This is a genomic window from Streptomyces regalis, assembly GCF_001509475.1.
Classification (GTDB): domain Bacteria; phylum Actinomycetota; class Actinomycetes; order Streptomycetales; family Streptomycetaceae; genus Streptomyces; species Streptomyces regalis.
On the sequence record NZ_LLZG01000385.1, the window covers coordinates 29561 to 46524 of the forward strand.

General features: G+C 73.2%; 11 protein-coding genes. All 11 read left to right on the top strand.

Annotated features, from left to right (window positions below):
* Positions 1–63 precede the first annotated feature (63 nt).
* Positions 64–1515 carry a DHA2 family efflux MFS transporter permease subunit gene (locus ADL12_RS39190; RefSeq protein WP_062712139.1) on the top strand — a complete coding sequence of 484 codons (1452 nt, stop codon included), beginning with the start codon at positions 64–66 and terminating at the stop codon, positions 1513–1515.
* A 105-nt stretch (positions 1516–1620) separates the two neighbouring features.
* Entirely contained in the window at positions 1621–2658 is a 1038-nt protein-coding gene (locus ADL12_RS39195) for an LLM class flavin-dependent oxidoreductase (protein ID WP_062712142.1), read from the top strand.
* Positions 2659–2713: 55 nt separating this feature from the next.
* On the top strand, positions 2714–4345 hold the full coding sequence (locus ADL12_RS39200; protein WP_062712145.1) for an ABC transporter substrate-binding protein: 1632 nt from the start codon (positions 2714–2716) through the stop codon (positions 4343–4345).
* Positions 4342–5292: an ABC transporter permease gene (locus tag ADL12_RS39205; protein WP_062712148.1), complete on the top strand. Its 951-nt coding sequence runs from the start codon at positions 4342–4344 to the stop codon at positions 5290–5292. The genes ADL12_RS39200 and ADL12_RS39205 overlap by 4 nt, the downstream gene beginning before the upstream one ends.
* The gene (locus ADL12_RS39210) at positions 5289–6164 is read left to right on the top strand and encodes an ABC transporter permease (protein WP_062712151.1); all 876 of its coding nucleotides are present in this window, start codon (positions 5289–5291) and stop codon (positions 6162–6164) included. The genes ADL12_RS39205 and ADL12_RS39210 overlap by 4 nt, the downstream gene beginning before the upstream one ends.
* Positions 6161–7807, top strand: coding sequence for a dipeptide ABC transporter ATP-binding protein (locus ADL12_RS39215; RefSeq protein ID WP_062712174.1), 1647 nt, complete (start codon positions 6161–6163; stop codon positions 7805–7807). Before ADL12_RS39210 ends, ADL12_RS39215 begins: the two co-directional genes overlap by 4 nt.
* A 66-nt stretch (positions 7808–7873) precedes the next feature.
* On the top strand, positions 7874–9043 hold the full coding sequence (locus ADL12_RS39220) for an acyltransferase family protein (RefSeq protein WP_062712154.1): 1170 nt from the start codon (positions 7874–7876) through the stop codon (positions 9041–9043).
* The gene (locus ADL12_RS39225) at positions 9040–10260 is read left to right on the top strand and encodes a cytochrome P450 (RefSeq protein ID WP_062712156.1); all 1221 of its coding nucleotides are present in this window, start codon (positions 9040–9042) and stop codon (positions 10258–10260) included. Before ADL12_RS39220 ends, ADL12_RS39225 begins: the two co-directional genes overlap by 4 nt.
* Before the next feature lie 61 nt (positions 10261–10321).
* The gene (locus tag ADL12_RS39230) at positions 10322–10516 is read left to right on the top strand and encodes a ferredoxin (protein ID WP_062712159.1); all 195 of its coding nucleotides are present in this window, start codon (positions 10322–10324) and stop codon (positions 10514–10516) included.
* Between the two features lies 1 nt (position 10517).
* Positions 10518–11435: an alpha/beta hydrolase gene (locus ADL12_RS39235; RefSeq protein ID WP_062712162.1), complete on the top strand. Its 918-nt coding sequence runs from the start codon at positions 10518–10520 to the stop codon at positions 11433–11435.
* An 81-nt stretch (positions 11436–11516) separates the two neighbouring features.
* A partial coding sequence (locus ADL12_RS39240) for a type I polyketide synthase (protein WP_159053424.1) occupies positions 11517–16964 on the top strand: 5448 nt, incomplete at its 3' end.

Here is a 16964-nt window from a genome sequence, read left to right on the forward strand (position 1 = left end):
CCCAACCACAGAATTGAACTACCTAGTTAAATTACATGGGCGAGATGGTTCAAAGGAGTTGCCGTGTCTGAAACAAAGGCAGAGAGCGGGCCCGCCCGGCTCGATGCCGCGCTGCTCACGATCGTCGGCGTGATGGTGCTCGGCGGGATGATGTCCTACCTGGACGCGACGATCGTCAACGTCGGGATCAGCACCCTGAGCGGCGAGTTCAAGGCCTCGCTCGCCACGATCGAATGGGTCACCACCGGCTATCTGCTGGCCGTGGCCCTGGCCATTCCCCTGGCCGGCTGGGCCGTGGCCCGCTTCGGCGCCAAGCGCATGTGGCTGCTGGGTCTGACGGTCTTCCTGACCGGATCGGTCCTGTGCGCCGTCGCCTGGAACGCGGAGTCCCTGATCGCCTTCCGCATCCTGCAGGGCTTCGGCGGCGGCATGGTCGACCCGATCATGATGACGGTGGTCGCCACCGCCGCGGGGCCGGAGCGGATGGGCCGCGTCATGGGGCTGATCTCGGTGCCGATCACCCTGGGCCCCGTCGTCGGCCCGATCATCGGCGGTCTGCTGCTGGACAGCCTGTCCTGGGAGTGGATGTTCCTCGTCAACATCCCGTTCGCGCTCGCCGCCATCGTGCTCGCGATCCGGGTCCTGCCGGCCGATCCGCCCGGCAGTGGTACCTCCGCCCCGATCGACGCCCTGGGCGTGGCGCTGCTCCCGCCCGGTTTCGCCGCGCTGGTCTACGCCTTGTCCCAGGCGGGCGGTGCCGGCTTCGGCAGCACGCGGGTGATCGTCGGGCTCGTCGTCGGCGTGCTGCTGTTCATCGCGTACGCCGTGCACGCGCTGCGTACCGAGCGCACCCCGCTGCTGGATCTGCGGCTCTTCTCCAGCAAGGGGTTCTCCGCGAGCGTGGCCACGATGTTCCTGCTCGGCGGCGGTCTGTTCTCGCTGCTGTTCCTGCTGCCCCTCTACTACCAGCAGGTACGCGACCACAGCGTGCTGGAGTCCGGACTGCTGCTCGCCCCGCTGGGCTTCGGCACCCTCATCGGCATGCCCGTCGCGGGCAACCTGGCGGACAAGTTCGGCGCGAAGCGGCTCGTCCCGGTCGGTGCCCTGCTCATCGGAGCCGGCGCCCTGGTCTTCACCCAGGCCGACAGCGGCACCTCGCAGGTCGCTCTCACCGCGGCCCAGCTCGCCACGGGCTTCGGCATGGGCCTGGTCGGCGCCCCCACCATGGGGTCGGTGTATCGCACGGTGCCCGGCGAGGCGGCCGCCGGAGCGACCGGCGCGGTCTTCATCCTGAACCAGATCGGCGCCTCGCTCGGCATCGCCGTCGTCGCCCTCATCCTCCAGGGCGGCGGCTCGCACGCCACCCCCACCGCCGGCACGTTCGCGGACGCCTTCTGGTGGCCCGTCGCCGCAGCCGTCGTCGTGTTCCTGGCGGGACTCCTCCTGCCGGGAAGGCCGCAGCCCGCGCCCACCGCGGACCCCCAGGGCTCCGAACGAGTCGCCGACCCCGCCTGACCCTCCCGTCCGGCACCGCCCGGACCCGCCAGCAGGGGTGTGCGCCGTCGTTCATCCCCCGTCCACGGCGCACACCCCGTCCGCCCGACACCCAGGGACTCGCCCATGACCACTGCCACCAGCATCCCCGTGTCCGTCCTCGACGTGGTTCCCGTCTTCGAGGACGGCACCGCGACCGCCGCGCTGCGCGACACCGTGGCGCTGGCCCCACGCGTCGAGGAACTCGGCTATCTGCGCTACTGGGTGGCCGAGCACCACAACACCCCGAGTCTGGCCACCTCCGCCCCCGGCATCCTGGTGGGGCAACTGGCCGCCGCCACCAGCACGCTGCGGGTGGGCTCCGGCGGCGTCCTGCTGCCCAACCACGCGCCGCTGGTGGTGGCCGAGCAGTTCGGCACCCTTCAGGCGCTGCACCCGGGCCGCATCGATCTGGGTCTGGGCCGCGCGCCCGGCACCGACCCCCTCACCGCCCGCGCGCTGCGCCGGTCCTCGCAGGGCGAGGACTTCCCGCGCCAGATAGACGAGTTGAGCGGTTACTTCGCCCCCGGCGACCCCGCGTCCGGCATCGTCGCCGTCCCCGCGGCCGACGGCAGGCCCGACCTGTGGATGCTCGGTTCCAGCCCGTCCAGCGCCGAGGCGGCGGCCCTCCTCGGCCTGCCGTACGCCTTCGCGCACCAGATCAACCCGCACGCCTCCGCGGCCGCCCTGGCACGTTACCGGGAGGCGTTCCGGCCCTCGCCGTACCTGGAGCGTCCCCGCACCCTGATCGCCGTCCTGGTCACCGTGGCCGACACCGACGAGGCGGCCCGGTCCGTCGCCGCGCCGTATCTGCTCGGCAAGATACAGATGCGCACCCGGCCGCGCTTCGACGCCTTCCCCGGCCCGCGCACCGCGGCCGACCACCCCTACAGCGCGGCCGAACTCCGGTTCCTGGACGACCTGGTGGAACCGCAGCTGATCGGTTCCGTGCACATGGTCCGGGCCCGGCTCGCGGCCTTGGTGGAGCGCACCGGCGCGGACGAACTGATGGCGCTGACCGTCGTCCACGGCCAAGGCGACCGGCTGCGCTCGTTCGAACTGCTCGCCGAGGCCGCCGCGGACGTGGCGGCGCGGCCGGCCGAGGGAGCTTCAGTCCCGCTTTAGCGGACTCCCGACAGTGGATACGGTCCCCCGCACCCTGACCCGACCCGGAGTTGGCATGCAACTGCGCCGTACCGTCCGCAGAGCCGCCCTGCTGAGCGCCCTCGTACTCGCCGCGGTCCCGGCCTGTTCGGCCGGCGGCAGCTCCTCGGCGGGCGGCGCACCCCACTCCGGCGGCAGTCTCGTCTACGCCACGAACCAGGAACCCGACTGCTGGGACCCGCACACCAGCGCCCAGGACATCACCGCCTTCGTCCAGCGCCCGGTCTTCGACTCACTCGTCTACCAGGCTCCGAACGGTGATCTGGAGCCCTGGCTCGCCGAGAAGTGGACGATCGGCGACGGAGGCAGGAGCTACGTCTTCACCCTCCGTCGAGGTGTCACCTTCCACGACGGGACACCAGTCGACGCCGCGGCCGTGAAGGCCAACCTCGACCACATCACCGCCAGGTCCACCCGCTCCCAGTACGCCGCCGGCCTGCTCGGCCCCTACCGGGACACCACGGTCAAGAGCCGGTACGTGGTCGAGGTCCGCTTCACCCGGCCGTACGCCCCCTTCCTCCAGGCCGCCGGCACCACCTACCTCGGCATCGAGTCCCCGGCCTCGCTCAAGGCGGGCGCGGACAAGCTGTGCGCGGGGACGACGGCCGTCGGCTCGGGCCCGTTCAAGGCCGCCTCCTACGTCCGCGGCCAGCAGCGCGGCTACACCCGCAACGCCGCGTACGCCTGGGCACCCAGCGGAGCCGGACACAGCGGCCCCGCCCGGCTGTCCTCCTTCACCATCCGCTTCATCACCGAGGACGCCACCCGCGTCGGCGCACTCACCTCGGGCCAGGTGGACGCGGCCGCCGAGCCGCCGGCCCAGCAGATCGGCACGGTGAAGCGGGACGCACGGCTGAGCGTGGTCTCCAAGGACGTCCCGGGGGCGGTGGACGCCTTCTACCTCAACACCAGGAGCACGCTCTTCTCCGACATCCGGGTGCGCCGCGCCTTCCAGCACGCCGTCGACCTGGACACCGTCGTCCGCTCCGTCTTCCAGGGCACCGCCTCCCGCGCCTGGAGCGCCCTCTCGCCGACGACCCCGCACAGCTACGACGCCTCCCTGAAGAACAGCTGGCCCTACGACCCGAAGCTGGCCGCCCGGCTGCTCGACCAGGCGGGCTGGACCGGCCGAGACTCCCAGGGGTACCGCACGAAGAACGGCCGCACCCTCACCGTCGTGGCCCCCGTCTACGGCGAACCGTCCCTGTTCTCGCAGGCGGTGCAAGGCAGCCTGAAGAAGGCCGGCATCGAACTCGACCTCGCCGCCTCCACGGACGCCACCGAGGTCTCCACACTGCTGGACAAGGGGAAGTACGACCTGGTCGAGACCTCCTGGGCCCGGGCCGACGGCGACATCCTCGGTCACTTCTTCCTCTCGTCCCAGACCTCCGAGGGCGGCGGCCACAACTTCTCCCGGCTCGCCGACCCCCAGGTCGACACCTGGCTCGAACAGGCGGAGGCGGCGCAGGACCCCGAGGCGCGCGAGGCGGCGTACGCGAAGGTGCAGCGGCGCACCATCGACCAGGCCGTCGTCGTTCCCGCGTACGTGGTGAGGTCCACGGTGGGTGTCAACAAGCGCGTGCACGGACTGCGGCTGGGCATCTCCGCCTGGCCCGAGTTCTATCCCGCCTGGGTGGAGGCCCGATGAGGCCGGTCGTGCGCCAGGTCGCCGTGCGGCTGGGTGGCGCACTGCTCGTGGTGTGGGGCGCGGCCAGCTGTGCCTTCCTGGTGCTGCAACTCGTGCCAGGCGACCCCGTGCGTGCCGTGGTCGGCGCGAACGCCCTGGTCGACGCCGGGCAGCGGGAGGAGATCCGGCACCACTACGGGCTGGACCGGCCGCTGCCGGTGCAGTACGTGACGTATCTGGGCCACCTGCTCACCGGCGACCTCGGGGACTCCTACCAACTCCAGCAGCCGGTCTCCGGTGTGCTGGCGCAGCAACTGCGGCCGACCGCCGAACTGGCCCTGTACGCCACCTTGCTGGCGGTGCTGCTCGCGGTCGTGGTGACGGTGGCCACCTCGGGGCGGGCGCGCTGGCCACGTCGGCTGTCGGCGGTGGTGGAGCTGGTCGTCGTGTCCACCCCGTCGTTCTGGCTGGGCATCATGCTGCTGACGCTGTTCTCGTTCCGGCTGGGCTGGCTGCCCGTGTCGGACAGCGGTGACGTCCGCTCGCTGGTCCTGCCGGTGATCACGCTCGCCCTGCCGATCGCCGCCGTCCTCACGCAGGTGATGCGCGAGGGGCTGCTCGACGCCCTGCGCAGCCCTTTCGTGCTGACCGCCCGGGCCCGTGGCCTCACCGAGCCGGCCGTGCGGTCCCGGCACGCGCTGCGGCACGCCGCGCTGCCCGCTCTCACGCTCGCGGGCTGGTTCACCGGAACGCTGCTGAGCGGCGCGGTCGTGGTGGAGAACGTGTTCGCCCGGTCCGGGATCGGACGGGTCACCCTGCAGGCGGTCACCTCGCGCGATCTGCCGCTGGTGCAGGGTGTGGTGGCACTGTCCGCGGTGGTGTTCGTCGCGGTGGGCACCGTGGTGGAACTGCTGTGCCTGGCCGTGGATCCACGGTTGCGCGGCGCGACGGGGGTGAAGGCCGCATGAGCGTCTCCCCCGCACCGCGCACCGGCCCGCCGGCCGGCCGGGCCACTGAGGCGCGCACCACGCGGCGGCCACCGGTCTCCGTGCTGCTCGCCGCCGCGGCACTGTCGCTCGTCCTGCTGGCCGCGCTCGTCCCAGGGCTGTTCGCCCACACCAGCGCCACCGACACCGACCCGCTGCAGGCGCTCAGGCCGCCCGGCTCCGGACACTGGTTCGGCACCGATGAGCTGGGGCGGGACGTCTTCGCCCGCATCGTGCACGGCACGCGCTACTCGCTGGCCATCGGCGCGGCGGCGACCGGTGCGGGGGTCGCGATCGCCGTGCTGTGGGGGCTCGCCGCCGCGCTGTCGGGACGGCTCGGGGACACGCTGCTGATGCGGGCCGCCGACGTCCTGCTGGCGCTGCCCGGTCTGCTGCTGGCCCTGCTGGTCGTACTGATCACGGGCAAGGGGGTGGCGGGTGCGACCATCGCCGTGGCCTTCGGCACCGCGCCGGGGTTCGCCCGGGTCGTACGGGCCCAGGCGTTGGTGGTGCGCCGCTCCGGATACGTCGAGGCGGCGGTCGGACTCGGCGTGCAGCGGCCGCTGATCATCCTTCGCCATGTGCTGCCGAACACGCTCGGGCCGCTGCTGGTCCTGGCAACCGTCACCCTCGGCGCGTCCATCTCCACCGGCGCGGCGCTGAGTTACCTGGGCCTGGGCGCCCAGCCTCCGACACCGGAATGGGGTGCGATGCTGACCGAGGGCCAGGGTTTCCTCCAGCAGGCCTGGTGGATCGCGCTCTTTCCGGGCTTGCTGCTGGTCGGGACCGTGCTCGCGGTGACCGTCCTGGGCCGGTACGCCCAGAACCGGGCCGAGTGGCGGGCCGCCTCATGAGCGCCCCGCGCACCGGACCCTCCCCGGACGAGCCGCTGATCGACGTGGTGGACCTCGATGTGCGGTTCGGTGAGGGGACCACGCGGGTGCAGGCGGTCCGGGGGGCCTCGCTGCGGCTGTCCGCGGGGCGGTGCCTGGCGCTGGTCGGCGAGTCGGGGTCCGGCAAGAGTGCGCTGGCCCGCTCGCTGCTGGGTCTCGCCGGGCCCACCGCGACGGTCGGCGCCGGCCGGCTGAGCCTGTTCGGGCGGGACGCGCTGGCCTTCGGCCCACGGGACTGGCGTGCGCTGCGCGGGCGGCGCATCGGTCTGGTGGCCCAGGACGCGCTGGTGGCCCTCGATCCCCTGCGCCCGATCGGCAAGGAGATCGCCGAGCCCCTGCTGGTCCACCGCGTCGTGCCCCGGCACCAGGCGGCGGACCGGGTCATCGATCTGCTGGAGCGGGTCGGCGTGCCGGAGCCGGTCGAGCGGGCCAGGAGCCATGTCCACCAGTTGTCGGGGGGACTGCGCCAGCGGGCGCTGATCGCCTCGGCGCTGGCGGCACAACCCGGTGTGCTGATCGCCGACGAGCCGACCACCGCGCTGGACGCCTCCGTGCAGGCCCGGATCCTCGATCTCCTGGGCGAGTTGACGAAGGCGGGCACCGGACTGCTCCTGATCAGCCACGACCTGGCTGTGGTGGAGGCACTCGCCGACGAGGTGGCCGTGATGCGGGGCGGCCGGATCGTGGAGCAGGGTCCCGTCCGGGACGTACTCGACCGGCCCCGGCACGCCTACACGCGGGCGTTGCTGGACGCGGTCCCCGGCGGCGGGCCGCCCGGTGCCGCGCCGCCCGCCGCCACCGGCGGGGCGCCGATCCTGGAAGTCACCGACGTGGTCAAGGAGTTCAGGGGGCCGCGCGGCGCCCGTCGGACGGCCGTGGCCGGAGTCTCGTTCACCCTGCGCCCCGGAGAGACGCTCGGGCTCGTCGGCGAGTCGGGGTCGGGCAAGTCGACCCTGGCCCGCATGGTGCTCGGCCTGCTGTCCCCCGACAGCGGGGACGTACGGCTGGACGGCGCCGCCTGGAGCGGGGTGTCCGAGCGGGAGCGACGGCCACGGCGGCGGGCGCTGCAGCTGGTGCCGCAGGATCCGCTGAGCGCGTTCGACCCCCGCTGGAGTGTGGCCCGGATCGTCGGCGAGGCCCTGCAGACGGCCGGGGTGCACAGCCGGCAGGAGCGGCGGGAGGAGACCGTACGGCTGCTGGAGCAGGTCGGTCTGTCGGCGGAGCATCTGGACCGCCGGCCCCTGGCGCTGTCGGGCGGCCAGCGGCAGCGGGTCGCCGTCGCACGGGCACTGGCGCCCCGGCCCCGGCTGCTGGTGTGCGACGAGCCGGTCTCGGCGCTCGACGTGTCCGTACAGGCGCAGGTGCTGGGGGTGTTGCGGGAGCTGCAGGAGTCGCTGGACCTCGCGATGCTGTTCATCTCGCACGACCTCGCGGTGGTCCGGGAGGTCTGTGCGCGGGTGATGGTGATGAAGGACGGCCGGGTGGTGGAGTCCGGTCCCGTGGAGGAGGTGTTCTCGGCGCCGCGGGATGCCTGCACACGGGCGCTGCTGGAGGCGGTACCGCGTCGTGCACACGCGCGACATGCCGCTGAAGAACGGCTTTAGATCCGGCCAATGGACGACTGCCAGCCTCGACAGGCCAGTTTTCGGACAAGCCGGAGGTCACCACTCATGCCAGGCGCCCCAGCACACCCCAAGGTGTCGAGACTGCCGTCACTCACCGGGATGCGGTTCATCGCGGCCCTGCTCGTCTTCGCCTTCCACACCACCTGGCAGACCAGGTTCGTCGACGGGCGGGGCGGCGACGCCCTCGGCGACGTCTTCGCCAACGCCGGTTTCTACGGCGTGAGTTTCTTCTTCGTCCTCAGCGGATTCGTCCTGACGTGGTCGGCGCGGTCCGACGACACCGCGCCCGGCTTCTGGCGGCGCAGGCTGGTGAAGATCTACCCCAACCACCTGGTGACGTTCGGGCTCGCGGCCGCGCTGATGCTGATCGCCTCCGACGTCTTCACGGTCGAGGGCACCCTCGCCAACCTCTTCCTCGTGCAGGCCTGGATACCGGAGATCCAGGTCCCGAACACGATGAACGCCGTCAGCTGGTCGCTCTCCTGCGAACTGTTCTTCTATCTGAGCTTTCCGCTGCTGCTGCGCCTGCTGGACCGGGTGCCGGTACGCCGGCTGTGGGCGCTGGCCGGGGTGCTCGCCGCGTTCACGGTGGTCGCCCCAGTGGTCGCCCGCTACGGCATCGGCGGCACGCCCCTGCCGTTCATCGCCGACGGCAGCCTCTCCTTCGACCAGATCTGGTTCGTGTACTTCTTCCCGCCGGTACGGGCACTGGAGTTCGCCCTCGGCATGGTGGCCGCGCGTCTGGTGCTCGCCGGGGCCTGGCCGCGCCTGGGGCTGCTGCCCGCCGGTCTGATCGCCGTCGGCGGCTATACCGTCAACTCGAACGTGCCGTACCTGTACGGCGTCGCCGGGACCGCGGCCCTGTGGCTCACCCCGCTGGTGGCGGCCGCCGCCTCGGCCGACGAACGGACGACCGCGTCGCCGTTCCGCGGCCGGGTCATCGTCCGCCTCGGGGAGCTCTCCTTCGCCTTCTACATGGTGCACGGCCTGGTGGTGGCGTACCTCCACCGCTGGGTGGTCGCCGACGCCGGTCTGTCGCCGGCCGTCGGCGCCCTGACCCTGCTCGGCGCGCTGTTGCTGAGCCTGGCACTGGCCCACGCCCTGTTCACCTGGGTGGAGGCACCGCTCGTACGGAAGTTCGGCGCACCGGCCGGCAGCCGGCGCCCGCCCGTGTTCCCGGTCGCCCGCCCCACCGCTCTGGAGGCCCACGAATGACCGAACTCGCCCCCGACGAGACCGTCGACCCGGCGGTCCCCGTCTACCCGCAGGCGCGGGGCTGCCCCTTCCAGCCGCCCGCCGGGTACGAGCGGTACACGCAGGCGGGCCCGGTCTCCCTGGTCGAGCTCTACAACGGCCGCCGGGTGTGGGCCGTCAGCGGGCACACGGAGGCCCGGCAGGTGCTGCTCGACGCGGCCACCTTCTCGTCCGACCGGATCCATCCGCACTACCCGGCCACCGCGCCGCGCTTCGAGTCCGCCCGCAAGGTGCGCAACTTCATCGGCATGGACCCGCCGGAACACACCGTCCAGCGGCGCATGCTGCTGTCCCACTTCACGGTGAAGAAGATCCAGGCGCTGCGCCCCGGGATCCAGCGTCTCGTCGACGACCTGATCGACGCGATCGAGGCGAAGGGTCCGGTCGCCGACCTGGTACCGGACTTCGCGCTTCCGGTGCCGTCCATCGTCATCTGCGAACTGCTCGGGGTGCCGTACGCCGACCACGCCTTCTTCGAACAGCAGTCGCGGCGCGTGGTGACCGGCACGACCACGCTGGAGGACAGCGCGGACGCGTTCGCGCAGCTGAGCGCCTACCTCGACGGTCTGATCCGGCGCAAGGAGAGCGACCCGGGCGACGGGCTGCTCGACACCCTGATCGCCGAGCAGCTCTCCACGGGGGCGCTGACCCGGCGCGACCTGGTCGACATCGCCCTGCTGCTGCTCGTCGCGGGCCACGAGACCACGGCCAGCGCGATCGCGCTCGGTGTGCTGACCCTGTTGGAACACCCGGCCCAGCTGGAGGCGTTGCGCGCGGACGCCGCGCTGCTGCCCTCCGCGGTGGAGGAGTTGCTGCGCTACATGGCGATCGCGGACGGCGTGGCCCGCTTCGCCACCGCCGACACCGAACTCGGCGGCCACCGGGTGAAGGCCGGGGACGGGGTCGTGGTGGTGATCTCGACCGCCAACCGCGACGAGGAGGCCTTCGAGGGTTCCGGGGCCTTCGACGTGGCGCGCGGCGCCCGCCACCACGTGTCGTTCGGTCACGGGGTCCATCAGTGCATCGGCCAGAACCTGGCCCGCGCCGAGATGGAGATCGCCCTGTCCACGCTGTTCCGCAGGCTTCCGGGGCTGCGTCTCGCGGTCCCGGCGGACCGGTTGCCGGTCAAGGAACCGGGCGGCGTCCAGGGCATCTGGGAACTGCCCGTCACATGGTGACGACCGCTTCATGGTGAGAACCGCTCACATGGTGAGAACTGCTGAAAGGACCTGAGTGCCCATGCGCATCACGGCCGACACCCACCGGTGTCTGGGCGCGGGACAGTGTGTGCTGTCCGCACCCGACCGCTTCGACCAGTCGGACGAGGGGACGGTGCTCGTGCTCGACTCCCGGGTGGACGACGCGGCACAGGAGACACGACTGCGCGATGTCGTGGCGCTGTGTCCGTCGCAGGCGATCGCGCTGGAGGTCTGAGATGCCGGTGACCGGAAGCCTGGCGGACGCCGTCGCGGAACACCGCGAGGCGCTGCTGACGGTCGGTGAGCTGCCCGCCGTGCCGGAGGTCTCGGTGCGGGAGGTGAGAGTTCCCGGGCCGGCCGGGGCACCGGACGTCCTCGTCCGGGTCTACCGGCCGGTCTCGGCCGGCCGCGCGCTGCCGGCCGTGCTCTGGATCCACGGCGGTGGTTTCTGCCTGGGCAACGTGGACTCCGTGCACCTGGGCGCGGCCCAGGCGGCGCTGGCCGCGTCGGCCGTGGTGGTCGCGGTGTCGTACCGGCTGGCGCCCGAGCATCCGTTCCCGGCGGGCCTGGACGACTGCTGGGCGGCCCTCGAGTGGGTCGCCGGTCATTCGGACGAGCTGGGCGCGGACCCGGCGCGGCTCGCGGTGGCGGGGGCGAGTTCCGGCGGTTGTCTGGCCGCCGCTCTCACGCTGCTCGCGCGTGAGAGCGGCGGGCCCGCGCTGTGCTTCCAGCATCTGAGCACTCCGGTCCTGGACGATCGCCTCGCCACCGGCTCGATGACCGCGTTCACCGACACGCCGATCTGGAACCGGCCGCTCGCCGAGGAGAGTTGGCGTCTGTATCTGGGGCCGCATCCCGGCCCGGTCCCCGACCACGCCGCTCCGGCGCGCGCCGCCGACCTGACCGGTCTGCCCCCGGCATACCTCTCGACGGCGGACCTGGACCCGCTGCGCGACGAGGGCCTGGAGTACGGCCTGCGGCTGGCCCGGGCCGGGGTCCCGGTGGAACTGCACAACTTCCCCGGCGCCTACCACGCCTTCGGCGGCCCGGCGGCACCGGAGGAGCAGCGCCGGATCGCCGGGGAACACCTCGGCGCGCTGCGCCGCGGGCTGCATCCGGAGCGCTCCCGGGCGGCGGCGAACGGAGCGATTTAGAACTGCCAAAGGCCGCCGTTAGGGCAGGTCGCGAGGGTGGTTGTGCCAGGTGTCCCGCACCGAGGGAGTACGTGACAGACCATGCCTAACGACCGCCCCACGCCGATCGCCGTCGTCGGACTCGCCTGCCGCCTCCCCAAAGCCCCGGATCCCGACTCGTTCTGGGAACTGCTCAGCCGCGGCGAGGACGCCGTCGGGCAGGCCCCGGCGGGGCGTTGGTCCGCGACGGCGCCGGGGCGGGGGGCGTTCCTCGACGAGGTGGACCGCTTCGACGCGGCCTTCTTCGGGATCTCCCCGCGCGAGGCGGCCGCGATGGACCCGCAGCAGCGGCTGATGCTCGAACTGGGCTGGGAGGCGCTGGAGGAGGCCGGCATCGTGCCCGCCGACCTCGCCGGCAGCCGCACGGCGGTCTTCGCCAGCGCCATCTGGGACGACTACGCCGCGCTCCACCACCGGCGCGGCGAGGACGCGGCGGACCGCCACTCGGTCACCGGGCTGCACCGGGGCATCCTCGCCAACCGGCTGTCGTACGTGCTCGGTCTGACCGGTCCGAGCCTCACCGTGGACGCGGCCCAGTCGTCCTCGCTGGTCGCCGTGCACCTGGCCTGTGAGAGCCTGCGCGGCGGCGAGTCGGATCTGGCCGTGGTCGGCGGCGTCAACCTGATTCTGTCCGCGGGCAGCAGCGCGGACAGCGCGCGCTTCGGGGCGTTGTCGCCGGACGGGCAGTGCTTCACCTTCGACGCGCGGGCGAACGGGTACGTGCGGGGCGAGGGCGGCGTGGCCGTCGTACTCAAACCCCTGGAGCGGGCGGTCGCGGACGGCGATCGGGTGCACTGCGTGATCCTGGGCAGCGCCGTGAACAACGACGGCGCCTCCCGCGCGCTCACGGTGCCGGACCGGTCGGCGCAGGAGGCGGTGATCCGGGAGGCCCACGCCCGGGCGGGCACCACCGCCGAGGCCGTGCAGTACGTCGAGTTGCACGGCACCGGCACTCCGGTGGGCGACCCCGTCGAGGCCGCCGCCCTGGGCGCCGCCCTCGGCGTCGGGCGGCCCGCCGACGCCCCGTTGCTGGTGGGTTCGGCGAAGACGAACGTGGGGCATCTGGAGGGCGCCGCCGGTCTGGTGGGCCTGCTCAAGACGGCCCTGGCCATCGCGCGGCGACGCCTGCCCGCGAGCCTGAACTTCCGCACGGCCAATCCGGCGATCCCGCTGGCGGAGCTGGGGATCCGTGTGCAGACCGGGGAGACGGCGTGGCCGCGGGAGGACCGGCCACTCGTCGCGGGTGTGAGTTCCTTCGGCATGGGCGGCACCAACTGCCATGTGGTGCTGGGCGATCCGCAGGCGGTGGGTCGCGACGCGGTGGACGCTCGCGACGGGTCCCCGGCACGGGACGGTGTACGGCGGGCCGGCGGGCCGGTGCCCTGGCTCGTGTCCGGCCGGGACGCGGGGGCACTGCGGGCGCAGGCGGCGCGACTGGCGCGGCACGGCCGGAGCGCCGATGCCACGGCACATGCCCTGGACACGGCCTTCGCGCTGGCGGCGACGCGGACGCAGTTCGCCGAACGGGCCGTGGTCGTGGCAGAGGACCGTGCGGAACTGCTGCGGGCCGTCGAGGCGCTGGCGGCGGGCGAGGAGCATCCCTCGGTGGTGCGCGGCCGGGCCTCGGACCCGGTCCGTACGGCCTTCCTGTTCACGGGGCAGGGCAGCCAGCGCGCCGGGATGGGGCACGAGCTGTACGCGGCCGAGCCGGTCTTCGCCGAGGCGTTCGAAGCCGTCTGCGCGGCACTCGACGTCCACCTCGAACGGCCCCTGCGGGAGGTCGTGTTCGGTGACGACCCCGCGCTGCACGAGACGCGCTGGACCCAGCCCGCCCTGTTCGCCCTGGAGACGGCGCTGTTCCACCTCGTACGGCATCGGGGGCTGGAGCCGGACTGCCTGGCCGGGCACTCGATCGGCGAGCTCACCGCGGCACACGCGGCCGGTGTGTTCTCGCTCGACGACGCCGCGCTGCTCGTCGCCGCCCGCGGGCGTCTGATGCAGCAGGCCCCGGCAGGCGGCGCCATGGTGGCGGTGGAGGCGACCGAGGACGAGGTGCTGCCACTCCTGTCCGCCGGGGTCTCGGTGGCCGCCGTCAACGGGCCGCGGGCCGTGGTCGTCTCGGGCGAGGAACCTCAGGCCGAGCGGATCGCCGCCCACTTCACCGAGCGCGGGCGACGCACGCGACGGCTCACGGTCAGCCATGCCTTCCACTCCCCGCACATGGACTCCGTGGTCGCGGAGTTCCGCCGTATCGCCTCCGGCGTGGACTTCCACGCGCCCGCCGTTCCGGTCGTCTCCAACGTCACCGGTGAGTTCGCCACGACCCAGGAGCTGACGTCCCCGGACTACTGGGCGCGGCACATCCGCTCGGCGGTCCGGTTCCACGACGGGGTGCGGACCGTCGGGCTCGGTGGCCCGACGGTCTTCCTGGAGCTCGGCCCGGACGCCGTCCTCACCGGCATGGCCCGTGAGTGCCTGGAGGGCGGCGGCCACACTCTGCTGTCCGCTCTGCGGCGGGGCAGGCCGGAGCCGCGGACGCTGTTGTCGGCGCTGTCCGGGGCTCATGTCCACGGCGCCGTGGTCGACTGGGCCGGTGCGCTGGCGGCACGCGGTGGTCGGCCGGTGCCGCTGCCGACGTACGCGTTCCAGCGGGAGCGCCACTGGCTCGACGAGGCGCCGGTGGGCGGCGACGCGGCCGCCCGGCCCGGCAGCCCGCCTCCCGCGCGGGAAGCCGCCGACGGCGCACCGGACGAGGTGACCACGGGCGCGGACGGCGGGAGCGAGCGGCCGCCGGTGTCCCGTGCCGGGCTGCTGGACCTCGTACGCACCCAGGCGGCCCTCGTGCTCGGGCATGTCACCTCCGACGCCGTGGACGCCGGCCGCAGCTTCAAGGATCTCGGCTTCGACTCGCTCTCCGGTGTGGAACTGCGGGACCGGCTGCGCACGGCGACCGGGCTGGACCTCCCGACGGGGCTCGTCTACAACCACCCGACGCCCGAGGCCGTGGTGGAGCTGCTGGCCGAGCGGCTCGGCCGCGGCGGTGCGGCCACGGATGCGGCCGGGGCGCCGTCGGCCGTCGCCGCCGACGAGCCCGTGGCGATCGTCGGCATGGCCTGCCGCTATCCGGGGGGTGTCGCCTCCCCCGAGGACCTGTGGCACCTGGTCGACTCGGGCACCGACGCCATCGGCCCCTTCCCCACCGACCGCGGCTGGGATCTCGCCGCCCTGTACGACCCCGACCCGTCGACGCCGGGGACGACCTATGTGCGGGAGGGCGGATTCCTGCTCGGGGCGGGCGACTTCGACGCGGCGCTGTTCGGGATCAGCCCGCGCGAGGCCGAGGCGATGGATCCGCAGCAGCGGCTGCTCCTCGAGACGGCCTGGGAGGCCTTCGAGCGGGCGGGCATCGCGCCGGACCGGATGCGGGGCAGCGCGTCCGGGGTGTTCGTGGGGGCCACGGCCCAGGACTACGGGCCGCGTCTGCACGAGGCCGCGGACGGTCACGACGGGCATCTGCTGACGGGGAGCACCACGAGCGTCGCCTCGGGCCGGCTGGCCTATGCCTTCGGCCTGGAGGGCCCGGCCGTCACGGTGGACACCGCGTGCTCGTCCTCCCTGGTCGCCCTGCATCTCGCGGTCCAGGCGCTGCGCCAGGGCGAGTGCGATCTCGCGCTGGCGGGCGGGGTGGCGGTGATGCCGACGCCGGGCATGTTCCTGGAGTTCAGCCGGCAGCGCGGGCTGGCGCCGGACGGCCGGTGCAAACCCTTCGCGGCCGCGGCGGACGGCACCGCGTGGTCGGAGGGTGTGGGCCTGCTCCTCGTGGAGCGGCTGTCGGACGCCCGCCGCAACCGGCACCGGATCCTCGCCGTCGTACGGGGATCCGCCATCAACCAGGACGGCGCCAGCAACGGCCTGACCGCGCCGAGCGGTCCCGCGCAGGAACGCGTCATCCGGCAGGCCCTCGGTGCCGCCGGGCTGGTGCCCGCGGACGTGGACGCGATGGAGGCGCACGGCACCGGCACCCGGCTCGGCGACCCCATCGAGGCCGAGGCCCTGATCGCGGTGTACGGGCAGGACCGGCCGGCCGAACAACCGCTGCTGCTGGGCTCGTTGAAGGCGAACATCGGGCACGCACAGGCCGCGGCCGGGGTCGCCGGGGTCATCAAGATGGTGCAGGCCCTGCGGCACGGGGCGCTCCCCGCGACCTTGCATGTGGACGCGCCCTCCCCGCACGTGAACTGGGCCACGGGCGCCGTCGAGCTGCTCGCGCGGCCCACGAAGTGGCCGGACCGCGGCCGCCCGCGCCGGGCCGCCGTCTCCTCCTTCGGCATCAGCGGGACCAACGCCCACGTCATTCTCGAACAGGCACCGGACGCCCCGCTGCCGTTGCCAGTGCCGGTGCCGGATGCCGCTGGTGCCGACCCGGAGGCACCGGTCGAAGGCCCGGGCAGGTACGACGGCCCGGTCCTGCTGCCGCTGTCCGGGCACACCCCGCAGGCGTTGCGCGCCCAGGCCGAGCGGCTGCACGCCCATCTCGACGCCCTGCCGCGGATCGTTCCCGCCGCCGTGGCCCGGGAGTTGAGCAGGGGCCGCGCCCATCTGGAGCACCGCGCCGTCGTCGTGGCCGACCGCAGGGCGAGGACACAGGACGCTCTGGCGGCCCTGGCCGCCGACCGGGACCACGCCGGTCTGGTGCGCGGCCGGGCCTCGGGCCCCGTCCGTACGGCCTTCCTGTTCACCGGGCAGGGCAGCCAGCGCGCCGGGATGGGCCGCGAACTGTACGCCGCCGAGCCCGAGTTCGCCGCCGCCTTCGACGAGGCCTGCGCCGCCCTCGACCCCCATCTGGACGTGTCGCTGCGCGACCTCGTGCTCTCCGGCGACGACACGCTGATCCACCAGACCGGCTACACCCAGCCCGCCCTCTTCGCCCTGGAGACCGCGCTGTTCCGGCTCGTACGGCATGCGGGGCCGGAACCGGACTTCCTCGCCGGGCACTCGGTCGGGGAGCTGGTGGCAGCCCATGTCGCAGGTGTCCTCACCCTCGACGACGCCGCCACCCTGGTCGCCGCCCGAGGCCGCCTGATGCAGTCCGCCCAGCCAGGCGGCGCCATGACCGCCATCGAAGCCACCGAGGACGAAATACTGCCCCACCTCACCCCCCACACCGCCATCGCCGCCATCAACGGCCCCCACGCACTCGTCATCGCCGGCGACACACCCGACATCGAACACATCACCACCCACTTCACCCACCGCGGCCGACGCACCCGACAACTCCCCGTCAGCCACGCCTTCCACTCCCCCCACATGGACCCCGCCCTCGACGACTTCCACCACACCGCCACCCAACTCCACTTCCACACCCCCCGCATCCCCATCGTCTCCACCCTCACCGGACACCTCGCCACCCCCGACCAACTCACCACCCCCGACTACTGGACCCACCACATCCGCCAAACCGTCCGCTACCACCACGCCATCCAGACACTG

What these genes read in the sequence shown, in the direction of transcription:
- ADL12_RS39220 (WP_062712154.1), top strand. Translation starts at nt 7,874, where the DNA reads ATGCCAGGCGCCCCAGCACACCCCAAGGTGTCGAGACTGCCGTCACTC.
- ADL12_RS39235 (WP_062712162.1), top strand. Translation starts at nt 10,518, where the DNA reads ATGCCGGTGACCGGAAGCCTGGCGGACGCCGTCGCGGAACACCGCGAG.
- ADL12_RS39200 (WP_062712145.1), top strand. Translation starts at nt 2,714, where the DNA reads ATGCAACTGCGCCGTACCGTCCGCAGAGCCGCCCTGCTGAGCGCCCTC.
- ADL12_RS39205 (WP_062712148.1), top strand. Translation starts at nt 4,342, where the DNA reads ATGAGGCCGGTCGTGCGCCAGGTCGCCGTGCGGCTGGGTGGCGCACTG.
- ADL12_RS39210 (WP_062712151.1), top strand. Translation starts at nt 5,289, where the DNA reads ATGAGCGTCTCCCCCGCACCGCGCACCGGCCCGCCGGCCGGCCGGGCC.
- ADL12_RS39215 (WP_062712174.1), top strand. Translation starts at nt 6,161, where the DNA reads ATGAGCGCCCCGCGCACCGGACCCTCCCCGGACGAGCCGCTGATCGAC.
- ADL12_RS39230 (WP_062712159.1), top strand. Translation starts at nt 10,322, where the DNA reads ATGCGCATCACGGCCGACACCCACCGGTGTCTGGGCGCGGGACAGTGT.
- ADL12_RS39195 (WP_062712142.1), top strand. Translation starts at nt 1,621, where the DNA reads ATGACCACTGCCACCAGCATCCCCGTGTCCGTCCTCGACGTGGTTCCC.
- ADL12_RS39225 (WP_062712156.1), top strand. Translation starts at nt 9,040, where the DNA reads ATGACCGAACTCGCCCCCGACGAGACCGTCGACCCGGCGGTCCCCGTC.